This window comes from Paenibacillus sp. J22P169 (genome assembly GCF_059691995.1).
Genome location: NZ_JCAUAO010000009.1, coordinates 176,477 through 203,430 on the forward strand (window position 1 = coordinate 176,477; position 26,954 = coordinate 203,430).

At 47.3% G+C, this 26,954-nt stretch carries 24 protein-coding genes; 5 read left to right on the forward strand and 19 right to left on the reverse strand.

Going from position 1 to position 26,954, the window contains the following annotated elements:
* Window positions 1–53 precede the first annotated feature (53 nt).
* The 10 genes from AC58QG_RS29820 to AC58QG_RS29865 form a co-directional block, all read right to left on the reverse strand.
* A complete protein-coding gene (locus AC58QG_RS29820) occupies window positions 54–782 on the reverse strand; it encodes a glycosyltransferase family 2 protein (protein WP_497365690.1) in 729 nt (242 codons plus the stop codon).
* Window positions 748–1,146: a glycosyltransferase family A protein gene (locus AC58QG_RS29825; protein ID WP_497365691.1), complete on the reverse strand. Its 399-nt coding sequence runs from the start codon at window positions 1,144–1,146 to the stop codon at window positions 748–750. The genes AC58QG_RS29820 and AC58QG_RS29825 overlap by 35 nt, the downstream gene beginning before the upstream one ends.
* Window positions 1,147–1,292: 146 nt before the next feature.
* Window positions 1,293–1,676 (reverse strand): hypothetical protein, encoded by a 384-nt coding sequence (locus AC58QG_RS29830; RefSeq protein WP_497365692.1) that lies wholly within the window; start codon window positions 1,674–1,676, stop codon window positions 1,293–1,295.
* Window positions 1,677–1,758: 82 nt separating this feature from the next.
* Complete coding sequence (locus tag AC58QG_RS29835) at window positions 1,759–2,904, reverse strand: CgeB family protein (protein WP_497365693.1); 1,146 nt, start codon at window positions 2,902–2,904, stop codon at window positions 1,759–1,761.
* A 16-nt stretch (window positions 2,905–2,920) separates the two neighbouring features.
* Window positions 2,921–4,009, reverse strand: a complete 1,089-nt coding sequence (locus tag AC58QG_RS29840) for a CgeB family protein (protein ID WP_497365694.1) — start codon at window positions 4,007–4,009, stop codon at window positions 2,921–2,923.
* Window positions 4,003–4,890: a dTDP-4-dehydrorhamnose reductase gene (gene rfbD / locus AC58QG_RS29845; protein WP_497365695.1), complete on the reverse strand. Its 888-nt coding sequence runs from the start codon at window positions 4,888–4,890 to the stop codon at window positions 4,003–4,005. The genes AC58QG_RS29840 and rfbD overlap by 7 nt, the downstream gene beginning before the upstream one ends.
* Window positions 4,887–5,888, reverse strand: coding sequence for a dTDP-glucose 4,6-dehydratase (rfbB, locus tag AC58QG_RS29850; RefSeq protein ID WP_497365696.1), 1,002 nt, complete (start codon window positions 5,886–5,888; stop codon window positions 4,887–4,889). Before rfbB ends, rfbD begins: the two co-directional genes overlap by 4 nt.
* Complete coding sequence (locus AC58QG_RS29855) at window positions 5,888–6,607, reverse strand: sugar phosphate nucleotidyltransferase (protein WP_497365697.1); 720 nt, start codon at window positions 6,605–6,607, stop codon at window positions 5,888–5,890. Before AC58QG_RS29855 ends, rfbB begins: the two co-directional genes overlap by 1 nt.
* A 225-nt stretch (window positions 6,608–6,832) precedes the next feature.
* Window positions 6,833–10,174: a WIAG-tail domain gene (locus tag AC58QG_RS29860; protein WP_497365698.1), complete on the reverse strand. Its 3,342-nt coding sequence runs from the start codon at window positions 10,172–10,174 to the stop codon at window positions 6,833–6,835.
* A 91-nt stretch (window positions 10,175–10,265) separates the two neighbouring features.
* Window positions 10,266–11,456, reverse strand: a complete 1,191-nt coding sequence (locus tag AC58QG_RS29865) for a glycosyltransferase family 4 protein (protein ID WP_497365699.1) — start codon at window positions 11,454–11,456, stop codon at window positions 10,266–10,268.
* A 217-nt stretch (window positions 11,457–11,673) separates the two neighbouring features.
* Here AC58QG_RS29865 and AC58QG_RS29870 point away from each other — a divergent pair, with 217 nt between their 5' ends.
* A complete protein-coding gene (locus AC58QG_RS29870; RefSeq protein ID WP_497365700.1) occupies window positions 11,674–12,774 on the forward strand; it encodes a YheC/YheD family endospore coat-associated protein in 1,101 nt (366 codons plus the stop codon).
* A 63-nt stretch (window positions 12,775–12,837) separates the two neighbouring features.
* On the opposite strand, the gene AC58QG_RS29875 is transcribed toward AC58QG_RS29870, so the two are convergent.
* The 3 genes from AC58QG_RS29875 to AC58QG_RS29885 form a co-directional block, all read right to left on the reverse strand.
* Window positions 12,838–13,002, reverse strand: coding sequence for a hypothetical protein (locus AC58QG_RS29875; RefSeq protein ID WP_497365701.1), 165 nt, complete (start codon window positions 13,000–13,002; stop codon window positions 12,838–12,840).
* A 224-nt stretch (window positions 13,003–13,226) separates the two neighbouring features.
* Window positions 13,227–14,474, reverse strand: a complete 1,248-nt coding sequence (nagZ, locus tag AC58QG_RS29880; RefSeq protein ID WP_497365702.1) for a beta-N-acetylhexosaminidase — start codon at window positions 14,472–14,474, stop codon at window positions 13,227–13,229.
* 131 nt (window positions 14,475–14,605) lie between these two features.
* Window positions 14,606–14,995, reverse strand: a complete 390-nt coding sequence (locus AC58QG_RS29885) for a transposase (RefSeq protein ID WP_497365703.1) — start codon at window positions 14,993–14,995, stop codon at window positions 14,606–14,608.
* 110 nt (window positions 14,996–15,105) lie between these two features.
* Between AC58QG_RS29885 and asd the strand changes: the two genes are divergently transcribed.
* Both asd and AC58QG_RS29895 read left to right on the forward strand, forming a co-directional pair.
* Window positions 15,106–15,894, forward strand: a complete 789-nt coding sequence (gene asd / locus AC58QG_RS29890; RefSeq protein WP_497365704.1) for an archaetidylserine decarboxylase — start codon at window positions 15,106–15,108, stop codon at window positions 15,892–15,894.
* Between the two features lie 30 nt (window positions 15,895–15,924).
* Window positions 15,925–17,184: an MFS transporter gene (locus tag AC58QG_RS29895; RefSeq protein WP_497365705.1), complete on the forward strand. Its 1,260-nt coding sequence runs from the start codon at window positions 15,925–15,927 to the stop codon at window positions 17,182–17,184.
* A gap of 59 nt (window positions 17,185–17,243) precedes the next feature.
* Here the strand turns inward: AC58QG_RS29895 and AC58QG_RS29900 are convergent, their stop codons facing one another.
* The gene (locus tag AC58QG_RS29900) at window positions 17,244–18,680 is read right to left on the reverse strand and encodes an NAD-dependent malic enzyme (RefSeq protein ID WP_497365706.1); all 1,437 of its coding nucleotides are present in this window, start codon (window positions 18,678–18,680) and stop codon (window positions 17,244–17,246) included.
* A gap of 175 nt (window positions 18,681–18,855) precedes the next feature.
* Window positions 18,856–20,655, reverse strand: a complete 1,800-nt coding sequence (pdxR, locus tag AC58QG_RS29905; RefSeq protein WP_497365707.1) for a MocR-like pyridoxine biosynthesis transcription factor PdxR — start codon at window positions 20,653–20,655, stop codon at window positions 18,856–18,858.
* Window positions 20,656–20,674: 19 nt separating this feature from the next.
* Here pdxR and AC58QG_RS29910 point away from each other — a divergent pair, with 19 nt between their 5' ends.
* Both AC58QG_RS29910 and AC58QG_RS29915 read left to right on the forward strand, forming a co-directional pair.
* Complete coding sequence (locus AC58QG_RS29910; RefSeq protein ID WP_497365708.1) at window positions 20,675–21,259, forward strand: GNAT family N-acetyltransferase; 585 nt, start codon at window positions 20,675–20,677, stop codon at window positions 21,257–21,259.
* 158 nt (window positions 21,260–21,417) lie between these two features.
* Window positions 21,418–22,728, forward strand: a complete 1,311-nt coding sequence (locus tag AC58QG_RS29915) for an aminotransferase class I/II-fold pyridoxal phosphate-dependent enzyme (protein WP_497365709.1) — start codon at window positions 21,418–21,420, stop codon at window positions 22,726–22,728.
* A gap of 99 nt (window positions 22,729–22,827) precedes the next feature.
* Here the strand turns inward: AC58QG_RS29915 and AC58QG_RS29920 are convergent, their stop codons facing one another.
* From AC58QG_RS29920 to AC58QG_RS29935, 4 genes are all read right to left on the reverse strand, one after another.
* Window positions 22,828–23,064 (reverse strand): hypothetical protein, encoded by a 237-nt coding sequence (locus AC58QG_RS29920; protein ID WP_497365710.1) that lies wholly within the window; start codon window positions 23,062–23,064, stop codon window positions 22,828–22,830.
* A 152-nt stretch (window positions 23,065–23,216) separates the two neighbouring features.
* Window positions 23,217–24,428, reverse strand: coding sequence for an MFS transporter (locus AC58QG_RS29925; RefSeq protein ID WP_497365711.1), 1,212 nt, complete (start codon window positions 24,426–24,428; stop codon window positions 23,217–23,219).
* Between the two features lie 29 nt (window positions 24,429–24,457).
* Window positions 24,458–25,768: a D-arabinono-1,4-lactone oxidase gene (locus AC58QG_RS29930; protein WP_497365712.1), complete on the reverse strand. Its 1,311-nt coding sequence runs from the start codon at window positions 25,766–25,768 to the stop codon at window positions 24,458–24,460.
* A complete protein-coding gene (locus AC58QG_RS29935) occupies window positions 25,765–26,952 on the reverse strand; it encodes an amino acid deaminase/aldolase (protein ID WP_497365733.1) in 1,188 nt (395 codons plus the stop codon). The genes AC58QG_RS29930 and AC58QG_RS29935 overlap by 4 nt, the downstream gene beginning before the upstream one ends.
* Between the last annotated feature and the right edge of the window lie 2 nt (window positions 26,953–26,954).

The following is a 26,954-nucleotide window of genomic DNA, read 5'->3' on the forward strand; positions in this document are numbered from 1 at the left end:
TCCTCCTACAACCTTTTTAACTCTACGTTATGCTGTCTTTTAAGAAACGGTGCCTAAATAAACTGAAAGGGATCGACGCCCCATTTTTGAATAAATTTCTTACGGTTGCGCCGCAGCAGCAAGAGCTTAGATCGACGGCTATTTTTTCGAAAACTAACACTGCCCCGATGATATACGAAACAATCGCCTGCAATGAGCAGCTGATAGCCCGCTAACCGTGCACGGTAGGAGAAGTCATCATCTTCGTAATATCCAGGTGCAAATCTTTCATCCAACACACCTACCTGATCAAACAGCTGCCGCTTAAATAACATACAGAAGCCAACCAAGCGCCTCGTTTCCCGCCATTTTCTAGGATTTTCATGATTATATATGTGGGCCATGTTCGAAATACCAGTGAAGGGGACACGAATTTTTTGCTTGCCATTGACATAGTTAGAGACGGGACCTACCATTCCAATATCTTCACGACTATATAAGCAGTTCAGTAGCTTGGGCAGCCAATTAGGTGTTACGATCGTATCGTTATTCAAGAGCATTAACGAGTCACCTTCTGCTAAACGCAACCCGTAATTACAAGCCGCTGGAAAACCGAGATTAGCTCGCAGCGCCACAAACTTGATATGTTCATTGCGACAGTAAGTCAATGTACCGTCTTGGGAGCCATTATCCACAACTATAATTTCATAAGGCACGGAGGTATGCTGACGGATGGATGCGACACAGGCTTTCAGCAAAGCTAGACCATTAAACGTAGGAATAATGATGCTCGTTAATTGCAAGTTCATGCCTCCTCACTAATGTGCCGTTTTCAATTCCTAGCGCTACATTTTGAATAGACGGAAGCAGCACATCCGCATTAACATCCTTGTCCCCTTCTATGAAAAGCAAGAAGTCCGACCGCGATATCCTCGCTGCCAGAGCTCTTGCGACATCTGGTTCGATTATGTGAGGATCATGAATAATAATGGCGCGAGAATGTTTTCTAACTTTATCTAACGTACGGTCTACAGAGCCGTGAACAATGACAATGATCTCCCTAAGCGGTAAACGTTTCAACTGCTCCAGCACATTTACGATTGTACCTTCTGCATTAGAAGCTGTGATGATCGCACCGACAGGATGGACACTTGTCCTATTTACCATAGCAAAAGATCTCTTACGCTTAGTAATGAATCGGCGTTTTGGTTTCTTTAGGAGATTTCGTTTTCTTCCCTTCCTTAAGAAAACCTTCCCCCTCATTCGCTTCTTTCTGATAAGTTTAAGCAACTGGCTCACCTCATGACTTGGCTTTAAGCAATCGTTGGATTCGTAAGCTCCCAGGTATATCCTTCTGCGAAGCCAACACCGTAGCCCGCATTATAAGCTTCATTAAAGGCTCGATCATAGGCCAATTGGGCTCTCCTAGCTCTAGGACTCAGGATAATACGGCGCGGGACTTTACGGCGACGAGCTATGACTCGACTCCCCTTGCGTCTAGGAAATCGGATCAAACGACGAACTAATCTGTGTTTCCCCTTTCGCCTTGCTACTGGCCTCAACCGACGAATGGCACGTCCCTTTTTTCTAACAAGGGTTCGTTTTTTAAGACCTACCTTACTTGGCGGTCCCCACACTCGCTTCTTTCGAATCGTTCTGCTCACGGTAAGCTTGCGAACCTTTTTTTTCGTGATCACTTTCTACACCTCATCTTTCTAACATGGTTCTCTTGAAGTCAATTTCATAACGAATTATGAAATTGGTTTCATTGTTCAGCCTTTATCTAGGCCCAAAAATGACGGAAAGCATCGTAATCAGCCGATTGGTATAGGTATGATCTCGCATCGTGCGATAGAGTCCACGCATAGCTATTAACTTACGTTCCTCTTCATTAATTAAATAATGATTCATTTTGTGAAGCATTTCTTCTGGTGATGCATACGTCACAATATCATAGTCTGGCGTATAGAAATTGACTAAATCATCTCGAACGTCGGTCAATTGAAAGGCTCCGCAACCAGAAATTTCAAATGTCCGCGGATTAGGCGAGGCGCCGCTAATTCGACGAGAGTTGTGGTTATACGAATGATCATCGAAGGCTCTATGCATATTAATGACGATTTTGGACCCATTGTAGAATGTGGCGGTTTGATCTGGCGGCATCCACGTGTTCAATTGGATTTGAGGTGCCAAAAGACGATAGTGTCGCAGTCGTTCCCACCATATCCCAGAGATGATGACACTTTTGGTCGCTAAAAATGGTGCAATCTGATTAAAAACACCAACGCGGTTCCAATAGGCAGAACCAATAAAACAAATATCACGCTGAATCCCCTTCGGTACAGGTTTTGGACGATACATATCTGGTTGAAAAGCTAAAGGCAAATAATGAACCTGCCCGCCTCCCATCTCCTGATAGAACTGTACACAATTCACTTCCAAGGTAAATATATAATCATAGTGCGTCGCGTAAGATGCCGTAATGTCCGTGTAATAGGGGTCATCCGTTAGCCATATCGCGGTTTTAATTCCCATTTGACGAACCCGATCAACGGTATTCAGGGAGAGATTCATCCCTTCTAGAACGATCATTACGTCAGGTCGATACCTAGCGGCAAGTGTTTCGATGTTGGCCTTGGGATGTCCAATTCGCGTAGCATCTTTCTCGGAGTTTCCTATTATTAATTCGCGAACTAATGGACGAAGGCTGTTCATAACAGCGATATCCAATGGCTCGTACGGGTAGCCTTTTCCCGATGTAACAAACAATACGCGTACGTCCCATACAGGACTTGGCGGACGGTCACGAATCGCCTTTTGTATGATCGCTTCACACTGTCCCAGTCTGACTCCATTTGTGTAACCTAATTGATAACCTTCAGCAAGTCCGCGTTCGCGCGCATGCGACCTATTGATAAAAACCACAAACTTTCACTCCCTTCTAGGCGAATACAATATCTAACAACTTAACTAATCGAGATGCGAATGAGTGCTCCATACGTGTTCTTCTCATGCCATTTATCGCAATGCGCAGTCGGTCTTCCTCATGAATTAAGTAATGACTCATTTTATGAAGAAGCTCTCCCGTATGATGGAAGGTTTCAATTTCATGCCCAGGTCGATAATACTGCTCCAGATCCTGACGATAATCCGTTATTTGCAGCGTGCCGCACCCTGCTATCTCATACGTCCTGGGATTAATCGATAATCCAGGTATATTTCTACTGTTTTTATTGAACGTTGCGTCATACGTGAGCCGGTGGACGTTCAAGACAATTTTGGCGCCGTTATAGTACTTAACCGACTCTTCAATCGGAACCCAGTGGGGCTTAATCCCATGTCGGAGGAGCTTATAGTGTGCTAGCCGATCCCAGAGTCCCCCGGCAATAACCACTTTTTTCCCTAGTAAAAAGGGGGTTATCTCATTGAAGAGGGTAATACGGTTAGGAAAGCCCATACCGATGAAGCAGATATCGCTTAGGTAATCAGGACTCACGTGTTGAGGTTTAAATACAGCGGGATTTGCCGCCAAAGGCAAGTAATGAACTTGCCCGCAGCCAAGTCCTTGATAGAATGGTACACAAGACATTTCATGCGTGAATACATAGTCATAGTGAGGGGCTAATGCGGCTGTATGGTCAGTAAAATAGGGATCGTCCGCAAACCAGATAGCGGTACGTATCCCCATCTGTCTAACTAGATCGATGTGATGAGCATGGTCAGTCGGAAAAACATGAAGTCCATTCATGACGAGTACGAGATTCGGCCTAAGCTCTCTGGCTAATCGGAGCATATCGGCTGCTACTGCTGCACGCATGATGTGTACGGTTTGCTGCAAGCCCTGAATGATGCCTTGGTCAATCGCATCAAAGCCTTGAACGATAAATAACACACTTGCGTCTCGAATCGGAATAGGCGCTGGGTGGCAAGTGTCGAGTGCAAACTGGCATCTGCCCATACGGAAGCCACTTTCCCGGCCTGCCTGAAGTCCCTGGCTGCGTCCCTCCTCTATGCGGTTACGAATCACCATTTTTCTTTCACCCTCTTAGCCTTAACAGCTGTATCGTAATAATCTACCTGTAGAAAGAAATCCAGTGCTGATCGCCAATCTCGCATCGGCACAAACCCATTGTATTGCATAGCTTTATGTGCAAATGCTGTATACATGGGTCTTGCTGCCGGTGCTGGCGGAAAAGCATGCGTAGGCACAGCCTGCAGGGAAATATGCGACATGCCAGCCGCTCGGAGGATATGCAGGGCGAATTCATACCTGGAGCACACCCCTTGATTTGAGGCATGGTAGAGGCCAAATCGGTCCGTTTCGATGAGTTCACGAATGAAAATGGCCAGATCCAAGCAATAGGTGGGAGAGCCAAATTGATCATCTACGATGGATAGCGTCGGATTCGCGCGCGCCTTCTCCAATACTTTGGTTACAAAATTCGTTCCTTTCAGACCATATAACCAAGAGGTTCGTACGATAAAATGCTTCAAGCAGGTCATCGCGACGAATTTCTCCCCAAGAAGCTTGGATTGTCCGTAGATATTAAGCGGATTCGGCGCATCGTTCTCGTCATAGGGAGTGATCTTCGTTCCATCGAACACATAATCTGTACTGACATAGACGAGCTTGGCCCCAAGGGTCTCACAAGCCGTCGAGATATGGAGTGCACCTAATGCATTTACTTGATAGGCAGACTCCCGCTCCAATTCAGCCCTATCAACATTCGTATAGGCAGCAGCATGCACAACAACGTCCGGTCGTTCGTTCAACAGCTTATCCATGACTTCTTGCTCATTTCTAATATCCAGTTTCTCTTTCTCCCAAGAGATGACCTCATGCATGGGACTCAGTACACGCTTAAGGTCATAGCCTAGCTGCCCGCCGGCACCTGTAATGACGATTTTCAAGTGCGATCAACTTCTTTATCTACACGGTACGAACCGTCCGCAGTACGGGCGCACCATTCTCTTTCTTGCACATACCAGTCCAACGTCTTTTGTAGTCCATGCTCAAAAGAGTAAGCCGGCGACCACCCTAACTCACGACGTATCTTCGAGCTGTCAATGGCGTATCGCCGATCGTGTCCAAGCCGATCCGCTACATATTGAATTAAAGACTCGGGTTTGCCCAGCAGCTTCAAAATGGTTTGGACTACCTCCAGATTCGTTCGCTCATTCTGACCGCCGACGTTGTACACTTCCCCAGGTACACCAGCTGCAATTACGCATTCAATGGCAGAGCAATGATCATCTACATGCAACCAGTCTCGTACATTCAATCCATCACCATATAGGGGTATCATTTCATCGCGAAGGGCACGGGTAATTAAGAGAGGGATCAGCTTCTCGGGAAATTGGCGAGGACCATAATTGTTGGAGCAGCGTGTTATCACAGCTGGAAATCCATATGTTTCATAGTAAGCTCTTACTAGTAAATCAGAGCCTGCTTTGCTTGCGGAGTAGGGAGAGTTCGGAGCTATTGGCGTCTCTTCACTGAAAGCCCCATCTTCCCCAAGTGAGCCATAGACCTCATCTGTGGAAATATGAATAAACTTCTTAACCTGCCGCTGACGTGCAGCTTCAAGCAATATCTGTGTGCCAACCACATTCGTTTTCACAAAGCTTCCGGGGTTATGAATACTTCGATCTACATGGGATTCAGCGGCAAAGTGAACAACCACATCGACGCCTTGCATCAGCCTCATCATGAGTTCCTCATTGCCAATATCCCCATGTACAAATTGATAACCGGCCTGCCCATCCAACATGCTGGCATTGTCTTTATTTCCTGCATACGTAAGTAAATCGACATTGATCACATGATCCTCTGGATGATGTTTCTTCCAATAATGTATAAAATTGCTTCCAATAAAACCCATACCGCCCGTTACAAGCAACGATTGCATTAGATGTTCTCCTTCCTAACTAAAAGAGTGGCCTGAAAGAGCGATTCATGTGTCCCCGCGTCAATCCACCATCCTGTGAGAAACTTATGGGAAAGTGTACCTGAGGCCGCATACACATTGTTCACATCTGTGATTTCCATCTCTCCTCTTGCAGAAGGTGACTGTGATTTAATAATGTTAAACACAGTAGAATCATATAAATAAATACCTGTCACAGCGTATGGCGAGCTTGGATTCTCCGGCTTTTCTACAATGCGTACAATTTGCTCATCTTTCATTTGGGCTACGCCATACCTTCTAGGATCGTCCACCACTTTTAAAATAACCATAGCTCCTTCGCTCTGCTGCTTAAAAGCTTCAATCATGGGCGAGAGTGGATCTTGGAATAAGTTATCCCCTAGAATAACTACGAATTTCTCTTCCTCCCGCACAAAATCCTCTGCCAAAGACAAGGCTTGCGCTATGCCTCCAGCTTTCTCTTGAATCTTATAAGTCAGATTGACGCCGAACGTTTCACCGCTGCCCAAATAATCGAGATATAAGCCCGCAGACTGTTTCCCCGTGATGATGAGGATATCCCGAACACCTGCATAAGCTAGTTTGTCAATCGCATATTGAATCATGGGCTGATCACCAACAGGAAGCAAATGTTTATTAATAATATTCGTCAAAGGGCGTAAGCGACTCCCAGTTCCTCCTACAAGTACGACACCTTTCACAAGTCATCCCCCTTCACGAACGTTCGTATGATTCATATGGCGCTTAGTCACATCCATTTCTACTATCATATGCTTTCGTAATAGACGGAAATTGGACGATCACCCCTAATTTGAAAATTGGTCATCTATCTATCAAATACCAAGACAACAAAAAAACGGTAGTCTCGCACAGGGTGCGAAATACCGTTTTTTTCACAAAATTAAGGTCTGTACAAGTTACTCTGATTACTTACTCTTACCGATAACCATCCAATTCACAACGCCTTGTTGATCAGGTGAAAACTTGGCTCGGATAATGGACAGTACCGCGCTGCCAGTAGACTTTTGACTAACAATGACATAACAAGCTGGATGATTCGTGATCGCTGTTATGACATAGTCCGTATTCGCATATTCCTCTTCAAAATGGAGTACCAGCTCAATGGTCTCATCCTGAATCTTCATAACAAATGGCTCAAGGCCAAACTGCTGCAACACATTTCGTTGCCCAGAGGAGGTACGTACAACACTATCTGCCAATTTCGTCACCGTAATTGAGGCATCTGCAACATGTTGATTTGTGATAACCCCAGCTTGCAGTTTAGTTCCATCGATACTGCCCGTAGCTAGATGAAAATCAGTTACCGCTCCTTCTGCCAGCTTATAACTGTCTACACTGCCATCAGCCAGTTTAGCTGTATCGATCGCGCCATCGATAATTTTGGTGCCATCCACACTATCAACGGATAGCTTTGATCCTGTAACAGCCTCATCGGTCAAGTGCTCCGTATTCACCGCACCGAATATGAGTTTACTGCTGTCAACACTACTAGGAGCTAGCTTATCACCAGTGACGGCTTCATCTTGCAGATGATCGCTTCCAATCGCATTATTGGTTAGCTTTGAACTGTCGATGCTGCTATTTTGCAGCTTCCACCCGTCAATAGAACCAGGTGCAAGATGACTGCTTGTCACAGAGCCCAGGGAGAGCTTCAATCCATCAATGATAAAGTCCGATAGATGCTCTCGTTGAATCGCACCATAGACGATTTTACTGCTATCCACACTTCCAGATGCCAGCTTGGAGGCATCCACAACATGATCAGTCAGATGGTCACTAGTTACAGCCCCTGTAGCCAGCTTACTTCCATCCACGCTTTCCGGTGCCAATTTCACACCATATACGGCATTATCGGCAAGATGATAATTATTCACTGAGCCAGACATCAGTTTACTGCTGTCTACCGAGTTCACAGCTAACTTTTCACAGTCAATAGCACCTGCAACAAGATGCTGATTACTAACGGTACCATGCGCCAACTTCGTACCATTCACCACGCCTGGTGAAAGATGCTCATCTGTAATCGTACCGTACAAGATTTTTGAGCCGTCTACACTTTGATTCGCCAGCTTAGTACCAACGACCGCTCCTTCTGCCAGATGCTCACTATTGATCGCGCGAAAAGCGACTTTCGAGCTAATAATGGCGCCGTCAGCCAGATGCCGAGCAACGACCGCACCAGCTGCCAACTTACTGCCATGTACACTTTCATTTGCCAATTTCGAAGCTGTGATAGCACCATCGATGATATGCTCTGCATTCACCGCTTTGTTCGAAATTTTGGTACTAATTACACTGCCGTCAGCCAGCTTATCTGAAGTCACCACCTCATCCTCTAGCTTCGCGTTCGTTATGGCTTGATCTTCAATGGTCCACGTAGTCACGGATTCCGCCTGAAGGTGCTGAGTGCCAACTGCTCCATTCGCGAGCTTCTCTTCGGTGACTGCCCCGTCGGCTAAGATTTCTGTCGTGATTGCGTTTTCCTGTAGTTTACTGCCCACTAGACTTCGATCTGCGAATACATCCAGCGTGATGGAGCCTTGTGCCAAATGATCAGAAGTAATTATCCCCGGTTTAATATGAGTACCTTCGATAATTTCATCTTGCAAATGACGTGATTCAATGGACATCGACGCGATCTTCGCCGTTGTTACGGCTTCCTCAGCAAGCTTACTCGTCGTAATGCATTCTTCCTGAATATGTCTAGTTGTGATCGCTTCATCTGCAATATGGTTGCGATGAATCGCGTGCAAATCGATTTGCTTCTCACCAATCGCTCCTTTGGCAATATGACCCGTAGAAATAATCTCTTCCTGCAAATGAGCAGAAACGATGGTGCGGTAGGCAATTTTGTTGGAGGTGACACTCTCATCCTTTAGTTTGGAATTAGCTACACTTGCGTCTGCCAATTTATCTGTAATAACGGATCCTGCAGCAATTTTGGAGCTAGATACCACATTCTCCTCCAGATGCTCGGTCCGAATCATATGTGAACCAATATGTTTGGCGATGATAGCACCTTGCGCAAGTTTATCCGCAGTGACCGCGCCGTCTTGCAATTTGCTGCTAGAAATGACTTGATCGTTCAAGTGGTCAGACTCAATAGCTTGCGGCGTTATATGTTTGCTCGCGATGATCTTTTCGCCCAATTTTGCGACGGTAATCGCCCCATCTTGAATGAGCTTCGTGTCTATGACGCCTTCTCCAATATGTTTAGTGCGAATTGCTTGATCAGCTATGTGGTAACTGGTTACCTCCGCCCCCTCAATATGAATTCCTCTCACCGCGGATTGTGTGATATGCATCGAATCTACGGCTTGCGGAGCAAGCTTAGCGCCTGTTACAACCTGATCGGCGAGCTTGTCACTTGTTATTAAGTGATTTCTTAGATGTTCTGTCTGAATACTCTCGCCCTGGAGATGGATAGAACCGATACTGCCACTCGCCAATTTATTTTCCGTGACAGCACCATCTCTCATTTTCGCAGAGGTGATGGAAGCGTCCATGAGCTTAGCTGTATCCACAATATAATTAGCCAAGTGCTTTGTCTGTATAGCGCTGCTAAGAATCTTATCTGATGTGATCGCTTGTTGATCAATCAATTCACTTGTAATGATCAGTTCCGATAGATGTTGTGGCAAAATGGCACCGTCAGCCAATTTCGAGGCATCGACGGACTTATCAGCAATTTTGGAAGTTGTAATACTGTTATCGAACAGCTTTCCACCAGACAAAGTATTATCTTGAATTTTATCTCCCGCAATACTGTTTGGAGCAACATGTTCGTCATGGATGGCTTGGTTGGCAATTTTAGGACGGGTTACACTTGCCTGAGCTAATTTGGAGGATTCGACGGCTCCATCCTTAATCGATTTGACACCTATGCTAAACGGTTTTATTTTCGTATCATCGATCGACCGGCTTGCAATTTTGTCCCATGTTACCGCTTCATCTACAATGTCATCCGTATAGACAACAGGGTCAACGAATTTCCCTGTTTTTCGCTCCGTTAATAACAAGTCAGGTGTGATTTGCTCTGTAACCTTGGTGACTTGCAAGACTTTGTTTGGCTCTGTCTTCTCTGTCTTCTCTGTCACCGATGGATTCATTTTCGCGATTAGTTTGGGTTGTTCTACCACTTTTTCTTGCTTTATTGGTGCTTCATCAAGCCATTTTAACTCATTCAAGCTGGAGTTTACTTTATGCACGTTCGCTTTCTGGGTATTGCTGCTCTTACGCTTATTCATATGACTCCTCTCCATTCACCAAGATTTATCATTGGTAACATATTCATTCTCACCTTAATAAGTACATTAGCCCCCAAAAATGTGCGCTAACCTAGACTAGAGCCGTTGCCTTCAACATTTGACTGTACAACGCTGACCTCACCTCAGCAGCTCTCTGCCATGTGAACATGTTATCAACCCTTTTGATGCCGTTTTCCCCCAGCTTACGCTGCAGGCTTTCATCTTTCAGTAACCGTATGACACGTTCTGGGAGATCCGCTTCAATATCACCTGGGTCTATTAAATAGCCGGTATTGCCATCTTCCACAACCTCTTGAATCCCGCCTATTCTCGTTGCAACAACAGGGACACCGGTAGCCATGGCTTCTACATTGACAAGACCAAAAGCTTCGTTTCCAATCGAGGGGACAACAAAAACATCGGCGATTCGGATCCAATTGGGCATTTCTTGATGCTTCACATATGGGATAAATGTCACATATGTAGGCATAGTCCTTGCTTCTTTAATTAATTGCCTTACATACTTGGTTACTATCTTAGATCCATAAAAAGCACTCCCTACGATAACAAGCTTGGCGCTTGGTTCACTCTTTATGACACTTTTCATCGCTTTCAACAGATGATGAACACCTTTCTTAGGAATCAATCTGCCCGCAAATAAAATAATTTTGCGATGCTCACAATCTAGTCCTTTGCGCATTTCATTACGAGAGTCGATGCCTTCATCCGACCACTTGGAACTAAATTGAGCAGCATCAACACCTAAATAATGCGTAACTATCTTATGGGCAGCTCTCGGCACTTTTTTTTGCAGAAACCGCTTAAGAAAGTCGCTATTAACGATAATGACGTCAGCAGCACGCAAACAACCGGTTAACGATGATATAGAAATATATGGCTTTGTGATAAATGACGTAGAGTGGAGGACGAGACTTAATATGGCATGGGGATATCGTTTGCGAAGAAAAGGAAGGAATCTCGGCCGATTATCAACTTGAATAATACCAGGTTTTAATGAGGAGATCTGTTTTACTACCTGTTTAATATAGCCGGTTTGCCCCTGATACGGTACTCTCTGATACGTTACACCATGCCGGACTTCCCTCCAAGGTTGATAGGATGCTTTCCTTCCAAGTACCACCACAGGCATGCTATTCACCAATTGCTCTGCTGTCTTCTGAACTACTTGCTCAACCGAGCTACTAGTCCCTGATGGTATAGGAAAGGATCCCGGTGTAACGATAACGAGACGGTTCGATTTGGGCTTCCGCTTAGTCTTCAATTTCTAAACCTCCTGGCTAAAATAAGGCTGAGCTCCACCACATTCGCTTCTTCCTTCTATACATATGCGGATAAAGTGGTAAAGCATGGGCAACTGTCCTTGTTTTACAAGAAAGTATCAGCATTTGTACAAACAAGTAGCGTTCTTTTTCCATAAACTAAGAGTGGTTCCGTTTTCGGTGAATATTCAAGCCCCAACTAGCGAGGGAGTGAAGTCAATGAGTAATCCCTATGTGGGTATTTTAGTTAACGATTCCTTGTTTGCAGGTATTCCTCTAGGGAACACACAATACGAAGCCATTCGATTTTACGAGGATGCTTGCAAACTCTATGGCCTAACGCCTTGTTATTTCCGTATTCATGATGTTCATATGAAAACAATGAAAGTACATGCCTATGTAAAGGATGGTCAACATTTCAAAAAAAAATGGTCAGATCTCCCTAAGGTCATTCATAATCGAGCCATTTATTTGGACTCAAACTCAGCGAGAATTTTGGAAGCATGGACACAGCGAGGCGTTACGCTGTTTAATCATTGGAACCGTTACAGCAAGATGCGTATACATGAACTCTTAATGAAAAATGAGAGCATTCGCCCCCATCTCCCCTGTACATTTCCCGCTACAGTTGAAAATGTTAAGGCTATGATGGATTCGTATGACTCGCTCATTATCAAACCCACCAATTCTAGCATCGGACGCGGTGTGATGAAATTAGAGAAACAAGGAAATTTATGGAAACTCGTCTATCCAGTTAACATGAAGCTTACTAATCGGACTTGGCGAACACTCAAGTTCCGTCAACACCTGCCCCAACTTCTCCGCCGGCGCATTGCAAGGAGCAGCTATATGGTTCAACAATGCCTGCCTCTTGCGACTGTAGATGGATCTCCCTTTGACCTTCGCATTTCCGTTCAGCGTGGAACCGATGGAGCATGGGGTGTTACTGGCATCATTGCCAAGGTTGCCTCCCGTAAGCATTTCCTAACGAATGTCGCGCAAGGCGGGCGAGTAAAATCCTTATCCGATATTTTGAAAAACCACTATCCGCAACTTGACCCAGAAACAGTATGTCTCCAGATGACGAATTTCGCGCTCTTGGTCGCCAAGCATCTCAGCACAGAATTGCCGAACTTGGCTGATTTAGGACTCGACATTGCTATGACTAGTGATGGTTTCCCATTGTTTATCGAATGCAATGGGAAGGATCAACGTTACAGTTTCCGCGAAGCAAATATGCAAGATTGTTGGAAAGCCACCTATTTCAACCCGATGGCCTATGCCAAATTCATTTTAGATGGTGGCACGCCCCCATGCTAAGGAAAAAAAACACCGGACTGCCGAGAATCGACTCGGAGGTCCGGTGTTTTTTTGACGATGATGTTATTCTTCTCGCGGGTAGGCAGGCGGCTTGCACAGCGACAACCAGTGCCCCCATTTCGCTGACACGTCGCGGCACCAGGAGCACACATAGCGGTATGTTTGGCTTGGTGAGTTCAACGCATGACTCACGAGGAAATTAGCTGTAAAAAGTACAGCTAATTTCACCAATATCCGCACCTAGTGGTAAATAACTGGAAAAACTACAGCTAAATAACGGCATTTCAACACATCGAGTTAAAAACCAATAAATTAACTGCATATTTTCCATCTATTCTCTATATATGGATCAAAACCAGATAAATAGATGTAGTTTTTCCAGTTAGTTCGCAGAAGGCAACGATAACCCATCTTTGAATCGCTGAATCGCCACACCCTCGCCGCCTAAAGCCTTATTTCGCGCTAAGCGGAGCGAGCACACGCTGAACTTCAGCGTTGAGCAGCTTCGGATCCGGCGCTGTCACCGGATGATCCTGAAGCTTATACTTTTGCTTCAGCTTATAGACTTGTGCAACACTCTGGTCGATCGCGTCCATCGGAATCCGCCCCGCTTGAACTGCGGTACGTAGCGCGTTGATAACCGCAATCGCTTTATGCGGATCGTGACCGACCATCACGACATTGGAACCCGCAAGAACAGACTTTACTGCGGCTTCCCCCATTTCATAATTTTCCGCAATGGCGCCCATCGTCATATCATCTGTCATAATAAGTCCTTGGAAGCCAAGCTCCTTGCGTAATAGATCCGTCATTATCGTCTTCGACATCGACGCTGGATACTTCGTATCTATTTTGGGCAGCAAAATATGTGCGACCATAATGGCATCCGCCTGATGTTTAATCGCATCCACGAAAGGAATTAGCTCAAGCTTTCGCAAACGAGCAAGGTCATTTTGAACAACTGGCAATCCAATATGTGAATCTACTGCCGTATCCCCATGTCCTGGGAAATGCTTCACTACCGGAACTACCTTCATCTCTTGTATGCCATTCATCATCGGAATACCGAAACTGCTGACAAGTGCTGCATTCGCACCAAAAGAGCGATCACCGATGACCGGATTTTTGGGATTGCTATTAATGTCCAAATCAGGCGCAAAATCCATATTAAGCCCATAGGCATTGAGCTCTTTCCCCAGCAGTTGACCGATGTTGTGGGCCAGCTGGGTTTTACCCGATTTACCTATCGTTTGGCTTGTTGGTGTTTTCGTAATTTCGTCAGGCAGACGCGTTACCCGACCACCTTCTTCATCCACGCCAAGCCAAAGCGGAAGCTTGTTCTCCGTATTCGTCTTTTTCAACTCATTAACTAATGCAACCAGTTGTTTCGTATCCTTCACATTCGGCTTATACAGAATAATGCCGCCAACATGGTAGGTTGTAATCAATGTCCTTGCTTCTTCATTCATACTGTAATCATCAATACCTGCGATAATCATCTGACCCAGCTTCTCCTCCAAAGACATCTTAGGAAGACCTACCGATGCTACTGGAGTAGGAGATGGAGTAGCAGCAATCGTTGGCATAGGTGTAGTAGTTGGATTTACTGACGGTGAAACACTAGCTAGCGGTGTACTTGGTACAGGGGTTCCACTTGGCTGAACTTCATGATGTGACGTACATCCCGTTATAAAAAGCATAAGAACTCCTATGCTTCCTATTCTACGCATGGTTTTGGATAACACTCGTTCCATATGCTCGCCTGCCTTTACATTCACAATCAACTATATAGAGTAGACGCTCTATCCCAAGAATTCGTTGAATCGCAGCTTCAATCACTACGAAGCCCTTGCAAGAAACAATGCAGCAAAACATAAATGCCATATGCACCCAAATAAGCGCTCGTGAAAAGAAATAGCTTATTTGTAAAAACAACATGGATGTTCGTCATGAAAACCGTATCATCCCGTAGGATCTGGTACACGTTCAGAGAGCTGATTGTACCAACTACATAGGCACTAAGCACCGCTGCACCTGCGAATACATGCTTGAAGGACTGCATTACCCAAGCACTACATAGCATGACTAGTGGAATCAAAATAACAAAGATAACGATTATAATCGACATTGTCGCTTTCACCTCTTCAACAGCATTGACGATTTTGCTGTCGAAAATACAAAAATCATCACCGCTTGTCCCAAGGAATTGAACAATAGACAATTGATTCTTTTACCTTTCTGTGGCAAGATTAGCGAAGAACAGCTAATAGGAAACTCTGGGCGAATGCCCAAGTCCCTCCTAACCAACGAATGAACAGGAGTTTACGATCTATGTCTAAACCTTTTTTTCGATTACTGACCGAATTGTCTTCACGCAAATGGGTTTCTCAATTGACTGGTGCCCTTGCCCGTTCCAAAATAAGCCGACTTTTTATCCCTCGGTTTGCCCAAACCTATGGAATTCAGATTGAAGACGCTGAGAAGCATATCAAGGATTATAAGTCCTTAAATGACTTCTTCACACGCAGATTGAAACCAGGTTTACGCCCGATCCATGAAGATACGACCCGTGTTGTAAGTCCTGTTGATGCGATGATTACAGGTATCGGCGACATCAAAGAGGGCTTAATCGTTAATGTCAAAGGTCAAGACTATACAATTGACGAGCTGCTCAACCGCTCACCGCGCACAGTGAACTACAATAACGGCTTTTATTTCGTCTTGTATTTGAGTCCGACAGACTATCACCGTATCCACTCGCCGATTTCTGGTGATATCCTGGAGAAAGAGCATGTCCTCGGGAAAGTGTATCCTGTTAATGAGTTCGGCTTGCGTCATATGAAGCGCGTCCTTAGCCGAAACGAACGTTTAATTACATTCATTCAACATGCAACCGGAGAAGTAGCAGTCGTCAAAGTCGGCGCACTGAATGTAAGCTCTATTCAATATGTAACACCTCTTCCGAAAACGCTCGAGCGCGGTCAAGAGCTCGCTTATTTCGAGTTCGGCTCCACGGTCGTTCTGCTATTTGAAGATGGGATGTTCGAATCGCGTCCTGATCTTAAGTTAGGCTCAAAAGTAAAAATGGGCGAAGACCTCGGACGTTTCTTGGACACCTAGTCGGGAATCAGAACCTGAGAGGAGAAAACCATGGCATCCATTTCGACATCATCTCCTAACCAAAGCTCGAAGAGCTTGCAAGGAACAGGAGATATCAAACCAACTGTTTACCGGATTTTATTTGCAATCGGGCTTGTTCATTTGCTTAACGATTCCATTCAATCCGTGATTCCAGCTATTTTTCCCATTTTGAAAAGTGAAATGGGGCTTAGCTACGCGCAAGTCGGCTGGGTGCAATTCGCCATTAACTTTACAGCCTCGATCATGCAGCCAGTTGTTGGCCTCTACACAGATCGTAAGCCATCGCCTTACATGCTGCCAATCGGGATGGCATCGACCTTAACCGGGATGCTGCTGCTGGCATTCGCTCACTCCTATTGGGTCGTTCTCTTGTCTGTCTGTTTTGTCGGACTAGGCTCGGCTGCTTTCCATCCAGAGGGATCGCGTGTTTCTCATATGGCCGCTGGAAACCGTAAAGGACTCGCTCAATCGATTTTCCAAGTCGGCGGCAACGCTGGGCAATCCTTGGCTCCGATTATGACCAAATGGATCTTCATTCCGCTAGGATTGTTCGGATCCATCTGGTTTACCGGCGTCGCGGCTATCGCGATTGCAGTACAACTGTACATAGCGCGTTGGTACAAGGTTGTTCTTCAGGACGCACCAGTGAAAGCCAAAACCGTCGTGAAGCGTGTCGTGAGTCCTCAGCGACGCAAGCAAGTTATGTTTGCTATCAGTGTTTTGATTTTCCTAGTGTTTGTACGTTCTTGGTATGGCGCAGCGATGAGCGGCTATTTTGCCTTTTTCCTTCAAGATAAGTATGGCATTACCATAGACAGTGCACAGAATTTCATTTTCTTGTTTCTAGCAGCTGGAGCCGTGGGCACTTTCTTTGGCGGGCCGATTGCGGATCGCTTCGGTAAGCGCAATGTCATTTTCTTTTCCATGCTAGGATCTGCACCTTTTGCCTTATTACTACCGCATGTGTCAGTCGCTTGGGCATACGTGTTGCTCGTTATTATTGGTGTCATTCTCTTAGCCAGCTTCTCTGTTACCGTCGTTTATGCCCAAATGCTTTTCCCTGGTAAAGTTGGGACCGTATCTGGTCTCATAACGGGTCTAGCCTTTGGTCTAGGAGGTATCGGAAGCGTCGTACTCGGTAACCTTTGTGATACGATCGGAACGACTCGCGTCATGGAGCTATGTGCGTTCCTGCCTCTGCTAGGGGTACTTACTTTCTTGCTTCCTACGGATCGTAAGTTGAAGGAATGGACAGAAGAACAAGCGTAAAAACAAAAAAAGCAGTTCGGCACGCTGAATCAGCGTTGTACCGAACTGCTTTTTTTCAATTAATCGTGCGCTTCGTGTGCCTCACGTTGGCTGCGACGACGAGCTACACCAGATTCATACGCTGCTTCCATAACAGCTTCTCTAACCTTCTCAACAACCGCATGGTTGAATACGCTCGGAATAATGTAGTACTCGTTCAACTCGTCCTCATTTACAACGGCTGCAATCGCTTTGGCTGCTGCAAGCTTCATTTCTTGTGTAATCTTGGATGCACGGCAGTCCAAAACGCCACGGAAGATGCCTGGGAAACAAAGTACGTTGTTAATTTGATTGGGATAATCCGAACGTCCTGTTGCCATCACGCGAACATAAGGTTCCGCTTCCTCTGGCGTGATTTCCGGCGTTGGATTCGCCATAGCGAAAACAATCGGGTCTGCTGCCATACGCTTCACATCATCTTGCTTCAGCACACCTGGTCCTGAAAGACCGATGAAAATATCTGCACCCGAGATAACATCAGATAATGTACCCCGTTCTAGCCCAGGATTCGTATTTTCAGCGTACCACTCCCAAGCCTTATTCGTGAATTCATCGCCTCGTACGATAGCCCCTTGACGATCTACACCAATGACATTAGTAACGCCCGCTGAGATCAGCATTTTGGTACACGCAATTCCTGCTGCCCCGATGCCTGTGATGACAACCTTACATGATTCCAACTGCTTTCCTACCAATTTAACTGCGTTCAGCAATCCAGCAAGAATGACAACCGCAGTTCCGTGCTGATCATCATGGAAAACAGGAATATCAAGCTCCTCAATAAGACGCTCTTCGATTTCAAAACAACGCGGAGAAGAAATATCCTCCAAATTAATACCGCCAAATCCTGGCGCAATCGCCTTCACGGTACGAATAATTTCTTCGGTATCTTGTGTGTTCAAACAAATAGGGAACGCATCTACGCCTGCCATTTGTTTAAATAGCATTGCTTTCCCTTCCATCACGGGCATTGCCGCTTCGGGTCCAATATTCCCAAGCCCTAGAACGGCCGTACCATCTGAAACGACAGCAACCGTATTTCTTTTAATCGTCAACGAATGTGCCTTGCTCGGGTCTTCATGAATCGCCATACAAACCCTGGCAACTCCTGGTGTATAGACGCGGGACAAATCGTCCCGGTTTTTAATCGGTACTTTGGGGGTGACTTCAATTTTACCGCCCAAATGAAGCAGGAAGGTCTGATCTGACACGTTAATGATGCGAACACCGGGAATACCCTTCAAAACTTTCGTAATCGTTTCAGTATGCTCGGGATCACTTACTTTGACTGTAATATCACGTGTTGTCGTCGTTTTGCTGGCTCTTGTGACGTCAATCGCCACGATATCTCCGCCTGCATCACCAATGGCTGTTGCAATTTTCCCAAAGGTTACGAGTTCTTTATGTATTTCCAGACGCACGATGACACTTGTGCCCCCACCATTTAATCCTGCCATGTTAAGGATCACTCCTACGAAAAATAATTTAATTGACCACATGTTAGATGATAACATACAACCTATTGCAATCAAAGCAAACACCCAAAAGACTTCTTTTGCGCACCGATAGAGACTTTTTATGGTTAGTGAAAAAAGTTAGGAAAGGCCTGCCTAGTTCGAACGAAAAGAGTCATCAAAGGCTTTCATAGACTGAACGGAGAATGACGACGCCTTGCCTGATTTCTGCCTCTGTTAAATGAGCAAATCCAAAGCAGGCTCCTGCTCTGCCTTCAGGGAGCGCGTAGTTGCCTGCGTCCGTCCAGGTCACGCCGGCCGTGCGGCACGCAGCTGCATAGTCGTTGTAGGTGCGGAGGTCTCCGCGCCACCAACCGAATAGATGCAGCCCACTGTCGCTGTCCACCCACTCGAAGAGGGTGGACAGCTGCTCCTGCAGCAGCGCCTGCAGGAGCAAGAACTTGCTCGCGTACACCCGCCGCATGCGGCGCAGGTGTCGCTCGTAGCCGCCGCTCGCCATGAAGGCGGCGAGCGAGCGCTGTTCGAGCAGCCCCGTTGGGTGCGGCTCGTAAAGCCGCTTCGCGGCTACAAAAGCGTCGTGCAGCGCCTCCGGCAGCACGACATAACCGATGCGCAGGTCCAGCAGCATCGTCTTAGAGAAGGTGCCGATATAGACCACTCGGCCCTCTTGGTCCAGCACCTTGAGCGGCTCAATCGGCCGCCCGCGGTGCCTGAACTCGCTGTCATAATCGTCTTCGACGATGACAGCGCCCTGTTCCGCCGCCCAGCGCAGCAGCTGCTGGCGGCGCTCCAGCCCCAGCACAGCCCCCGTAGGGAATTGGCGGCTGGGGGTCACGAACAGCAGCCGCGCGTTCCACGGCTGCGGGATGAGCCCTTGCTCGTCCACCGCCGCGTGGACGGGCACGCCGCCAGCCGCCAGCACAGCGCGGCTGGCGCCTTGATACCCGGGGCGCTCCAGCACCACTGGATCGCCTGGGTTTACGAGCAGTTGGGTCAGCAAGGCGATCGCCTGCATCGACCCATTGACGATCACGATGCGCTCCGGAGACGCATCGATGCCTCGCATCCGCCTCAGGTGCACCGCAATCGCTTCGCGAAGCGCGTAGTGCCCCTCGGCGATGTGAACGTCCTCGTGCGGCGACTCCGTCATCCGCCGCACCTGCTCGTACATGCCGCGGTTCCATTGCTCCCGCGGGAACTGCTCCATCTGCGGCCGAGCCACCACGAAAGCAATCTCCCCTCTTCGAGATTTACCTGCACGCTCTCGCTCTTGCCCCTGATCTCGCTCCTGCTCTTGCTCTCGCACTTTTCCCTGATCTCGATCATCCCGCACTTTCCCCTGATCTCGATCCCACTCTTGCTCTCGCACTTTTCCCTGATCCCGCTCTCGCACTTTCCCTCGCTCCCGCTCTTGCTCTCGCACTTTACCCTGCTCTCGCTCCCGCACTTTCCCCTGCTTCGGCTCCAGCTCCCGCTCCCGTTCCTTCCCTTGCCCTTGCCCCCTACCTCCAACTATCTCGGCTTCACTCACCCGAGTACCCCAAGCCGACAATTCAATAGTCTTCCCAGCATTCGCCTTATGCATCACTTGACCGTCAGCGTAGACGACGAATGTGCCCCTTCCAACATCTGCCTGCAAATATCCTTCTGCGATCAACATATCATACACTTGATTAACAGTCCCTCTGGAAATGCCAAGTATATCGGCCAATTCACGGCTTGAGGGCAACTTGGTCGACACCTTTAGCTTATTTCCCACGATTTCATCGCGAAGCACATGATACAAAGCTGCATATTTACTTGGGAATCGTGTGAGGTACGCTTGAAACGGCAAATAAATAGCCATCCAACCACTTCTTTTCTTTTTAAAATGGTACATAAAAATTGAGCCATATTGGCTCTTATTATTAATCCAATCATACAGTATGCTAACTAAAATCACATTAAATTCATTCACAGGTAAGGAGAATTGAACAATGAATCTGCATCCACCAACCCTTGAAGGCACGCGTGTTACCCTGCTTCCTCTGCATGAATCTCATATTCCTGGCCTAATCATCGCTGCGAACGACCCTAACATTTGGACGAACATTATGACACCCTTGCTAAGCCCGGATGAAGTCCACAAGTTTGTTAACCAAGCACTCAACGAGCAGAAAGCAGGACAAGGTATCCCTTTCAGCGTTTATGATCGGCTTACCGATACGATAGTCGGCAGTACGCGACTCTTCGATATCTCGGTGCCTCATCGGAATATGGAGATTGGGCATACCTGGTACAATCCCAGCGTTTGGCGCACCCGCGTAAATACAGAATGTAAGTATTTGTTGCTTCGATACTGCTTTGAATCCCTAAACCTGCTCCGTGTTCAAATCAAAACCGACCTTCGGAACGAACGCTCCCAAGCCGCAATCGCCCGTTTAGGAGCTCAGAAGGAAGGTGTCCTGCGGCAACATCGTGTACTCTTTGACGGCTATGTGCGAGATACAGTCATGTACAGTATCCTCGACAAGGAATGGCCGCAGGTCAAGCAGCGACTAGAAGGCTTTTTAATGAACTAAACATAAGAGCAAGTGACAGGAATGCGTTCATCCATAGCACTTGCTTCTTTTCGTATCGTTTCGCAGAAAATTTATTCAGCGCAGTGACGTGCAGGTGTGAAAGTGATATAATAACTGGGAAAAAATGAATCGCTCATTGGAAGGAATGACCCACTCTTATGAATCCTTTGGCAAGTCAGTTAAACGAGACCCTGCAACGTGAAAATTCTCACGTACATGACATGCTTTCCGCATTAGGTAAATCGATTTACTTCCCGAAAGAAGGCATTCTCAGCCAATCGGCTGAAGCGAAGGCCAAAGCCAAGAAATTCAATGCTACCATCGGTATTGCAATCGAAAATGGTCAACCAATGCATCTGAAGGTCATTCAAGATACACTCTCCACTTACAATCCTAAAGATATATATGAATACGCTCCACCAGCTGGTAAGCCTGAGCTTCGTACAGCTTGGCGCAAAAAAATGCTCGAAGAAAACCCGGGCATTGGCAGCAAGCTTATCGGTAACCCGATTGTAACGAATGCCTTGACACATGGACTAAGTATCGCTGCTGATCTTTTTGCAGACGTAGGTGATGCTGTTATTATTCCTGATAAAAACTGGGAAAATTACGAGCTCACTTTCGAGATTCGCCGCGGTGCTCAAATCGTGAACTACCCGCTTTATAACGAACAAGAGCGTTTTAATTCCGAAGGATTGCGTGAAGCGCTTCTCGCTCAAAAGTCCAAGGGCAAAGCGATCGTCGTGCTGAACTTCCCGAACAATCCAACTGGCTACACGCCTGATGTAGAAGATGGCAATGCCATTACGGCCGCGATCAAAGAAGCTGCTGAAGCTGGAATTAACGTCGTTGTCCTTACAGATGATGCTTACTTCGGTCTTTTCTTTGAAAATTCGTTGCATGAATCCTTATTCGGTCAATTGGCTGACCTGCATCCTCGTGTGCTTGCGGTCAAAATCGATGGAGCAACCAAAGAAGAGTACGTTTGGGGCTTCCGTGTAGGCTTCATTACGTATGCGGGTCAAAGTAACGCACTTCTTGATGCACTTGAAGAAAAAACAAAGGGGATCATCCGCGCAACAATTTCCAGCGGACCTCATCCATCCCAAACCTTCGTGCTACACGCCTTGAATTCACCAGAATTCAATGTTCAGAAACAAGAGAAATACGAAATCATGAAAGGTCGTGCGAACCAGACAAAGTCCATTTTGGACAGCGGCAAGTTCGACGATGCTTGGGGTTACTACCCTTTCAACTCCGGCTATTTCATGTGTTTGAAGCTCAAAACCGTTGATGCTGAAACATTGCGCGTACATTTGTTGAATCAACATGGTGTAGGTACAATTGCACTAGGAGAGACTGACCTTCGTGTAGCATTCTCTTGCATCGAAGAAGGCAATTTGGAAGAGTTATTCAGTATCATCTATCAAAGTGTTAAAGAAATAGAGACGGTTGCCGCGAGCAAATAGGCGGACCAAGTAAAAAAGCACGTGCTAAGTAACTATTAGCACGTGCTTTTTTACTACAATCGGAAACTGCATACGACAATTGACGCTACAGTGAAACACTCACATATTTGTCGAGCATTGCGGAGGTGGTGCTAATACGAATGTTGAGTTGCTGCGCAAATATCGACCACGCCCCACCTTCACCTCGGTTTCGTCGAACTCTACGACAAGTCCGCCGCCAATCATTTTTCCATCCATCAAAACCATAATGTACGTTCCAAACAACATCGCATTTGTGAAATCAGCATCCCGATGAATGATGTCCATAAGCCCCCCGAATAGTAGATTACTAGCCAATTCTCTTTATATATTCACTATACCTTTTCCAGCGTTACAGTTCAGTTACACATTTTAATTACTGCAAAAAACAAGGCAAGAAAACATCCCTGCCCTGTCGTTTATTCTCGCTCTCCGCCACTTCTGACCCAATCGAACAGCATCATGATTACTTACATCTGCTCGATTTTTTCACTTCGGGTCATCGAAGGTGCCGTCTGCAGCCACCTAACTGCTGGCAAAATGAGAATCGCGACCGCAGCTAACGTGCCAATAGCAACAATTCGGTTGTTTAACAGGATTTGAACAACTAAGGAAAGCACAATGCCCCCTAAGTTGCCAAACAGCAACAGTAAGCCTGTAACTGCACCGACTGACTGCGGATCGGATTTGGCCTCTGCCAGCGAGAGCATCACGGGCAAATCGGCAAGTAGAAGAAAACCGCACACCGCCAGCAAGCTGATAAACATCCACTGTGGCATACCTACTGCGAGCCCGAGCAGAAGTAACACACTCACCACAAGTGAACAGAGTACGACCACTCTCGCGCGCTGACCGCGCAGCGCCCATCGTGGCACGGCCGCAGCGCCGACAATACCTGCCGCTGTCATAACACCGATGCCAATGCCGACTTGCTGGGCATTGTATCCGATAGCGCTGGCTAGCACTTCCAGCCATGTCGCCAGCGTAATGAAAATGCCGAAGCCTGCGAACAGTAGCAGGCTGTACAGTCTTACCCAACGCTGCGACCACAGGGTAGTAATCGCGTTGAACCCGAAAGCGCTGCTCGTTTCAGCAGCCGCATCGACCTCAAAGACCGGCGCTCGTCTTAGCGCTAATAACATCGCCACTGCGGCAATTACGCTAATGGCTCCTTGCGACCATAGGACAGCCGACATCCCCTGCCAAGCCAGTAAAAAAGGAACCGTAACCGTCGAGACAAGGATACCGACGAACAAACTAGCCGTACCAGCCGCAATGGCATGGGCTCGTTGCTCTGGACGCACATAGAGCACGGCTAATTTGTTCACGGCATTGAGTACAAGCGGCTGACCTACGGAGATCACGATCTGTCCGATGAAAGCATATTCATAGCCAGGCAGTATGCGAATAAGCGCTCCAATCGCAGTCAACGCACCGCCGATGAGCAGCGATCCTCGAAACCAGCGGTCAGCAGCCATGCCAAATGGAATGGACAGCAGTACGTAGACAAGCGGGAACACTAGTGATAACCACCCTACGGCATCGACAGAAACATGCCACTCGCGGGAAGCCGCCGTTGTAATAGGCGTAAATGTTACCCATAGCAGTTGAGTCACAGCTGCCAGCAAGGAGTAAGCAACGACAACCGACCAGCGAGAACGAGTTAATCTTGGTTCCAGCATGACGACACCTCCCGATTAACTTGCCAACCTTAACCTGTTACGCCGAAAATCTTTTCCAGATACCCGTTCAGCATAATGCCATCTGGGTCCAACTTCTCTCGAGTCTGGCAAAATGGCTGCCACATCGGATACCTTTCGTTCAGCTTATCTGCGTTAAGTGAATGCATTTTCCCCCAATGCGGCCTGCCCCCGTGTTTCAGGAAAATTTCCTCCATCCGCGCAAAATAGTCCTCATGCGGCATCCCTTTATACATATGAATCGCTATGTAGGCAGAATCACGTCCGAACGCCGGACTCAACCAGATGTCATCGCCTTTGGCAAAACGGCACTCGATCGGAAAATGAACGTTGTACTTGTCCTTCGCCATCTTCTCGCGCATTTCTTCGATGACGCTTGGCATGGCTTCGGCTGGGAGATTGTATTCCATCTCGTTAAATCGAACGAGTCTTTGCGTCGCGAACAGGCGATGACTGTAATCGACTTTGCTACCTACGGGCACTTGCGATGCGGAAATCCGACTCACCGTAGGACTGAGCTTTGGGACTTTACGGCATATTTCAGACAGCAGTCCGAAAACCGTATTTTCGAGCAGGACATCCCCAATGTAATCACGAACCTTGCGGCTCGTCACCGCTTGATCTGTCGGGTTCATGAATTTGAGCTGACACGGGTCCGCATAGGGAAACCAATAGAATTCAAAATGCCGATTTCCGCCCACGATATCGGGCAGCTCTTGCAAGCATTGTTTCAGCGGCATGCGCTTACTTTCGTACTTCATTTTGTAAACGGGTTGAAGCCGGAGCGTCACTTGCACAATAATACCTAACGCGCCAAGTGATACCTGCATCGCTTTAAACAAATCTGGGTGAGTCACAGGTGTACATGTGATAACCTCCCCTGCGCCAGTCACCATTGTCAGTCCAACCACTTGTGTCGCGATGTTGCCGAACTGCTGACCAGTGCCATGCGTCCCTGTGCTGATAGCACCGGCAATGGACTGTACATCGATGTCGCCGAGATTCTCCTGTGCTAGCCCCTTGGCGAACAACAGCTCCCCAAGGAGTTTGAGCTTTGTGCCTGCCCATACCGTCGCGGTCCGTTCCTCAGCGTCTACCTCGATTAGACCTTGCATTCGGTCTAGCGTGATAAGCACATCATCAGATGCCGCAATCGGCGTAAAAGAATGCCCTGTACCGACAACACGCAACCTGCGTCCTTCTCGTCTGCAAAGCAGAACCGCATCGACCACCGCTTCTATGGAGTCCGGATATAGTACCGTCTGCGGCGATGCCTGAACGATACCCGACCAATTCGTCCATGTCCCTAATTTGCTAATCATAGAAAACTCGCCCCCATACCGCGATACGTTGGATATGTACCTACAATGCTGCCCTGCGATACAGCATATAGTTTAAGAAATCGCTCGCATAGCTCCCCTGCCTTTGCATGACGGAAAAATACCGGATCGCCCAGCTCCAACTGGACTTCGCCCCGCACGCGCAGCGGTGTTTGCACTTCACCTGCGCCCTCTAACGGAAATAACACCATACCTTCCGGCAAATACGGCTTCGGCCGTTTATCTAACCCCGTTGGCCCCGAGGCTGTATAACCGCCGCCCATACAAGTCACGATGTTTGGCTGAGGACGACGCACCACCTCTACCGCAAACCCGACAGCAGGCTTGTAGCGAAATGACCTGTAGTTGTCGAATAAGCCTGGTGCGTAAAACCCAGATCCTGCGGTGATCTCTGTCACCCATGCTTCTCTCCGCGAACTGTCCATACTGCCCGTACCTCCCGCGTTGACAAAACGAAGTTGGACCCCCATCGCCTCAAGCCCACGCGTCACTTCCTCTCTCCACTGAGCAGCTTTGCGAATGGAGGATTTTTTCAACCTGCGGATTAGCGCATTTTTCACCGCTTGCCCTGGCACATTATCGCCAACACCGGCAATCTGCGCCTCGTACCCCATAATGCCGTCAAGCCGCAGCCCACTTGCTTCGACGATCCGCTCAGCCAGAGGGCGAACTTGCTCCCATCGCGTCAACGGTGAACGCCATACCCCAAAATGCAGCCCAGGAAAATCGGTCGACATATCGATGTCGATACAAACTGGCACAATAACTTGCTTGGCCGTCGCGAGCCGCCCCAAGTGTTCAACATGCTCGATACAGTCGACCATGAACGTAATCGTCTTGCCTTTGCCTATTAGCGAAATCACATCGCTAAGCGACTCAGCGTGCCACTGTGGATAACCCAATAAAAGATCATCAAACCCTTCGCGCGCTAAGAAAGCAGCTTCCTCCGCCGTGTAGCACATAATCCCCTGGTACACATCGTCAGCTGCCAAAATACGGCGAAGCACATCCGGGCAGCGAATTGACTTGCTCGCAACCCGAATCTTCTTCCCCCCGGCTTCCTGCGCAATGGCCCTGATGTTAGCGTCCAATAAATCCAAATCTACGAATGCGAATGGCTTCGGTACATCCTTGAAAATCTGTTTATAGTACTCGTAGGATCCCATCA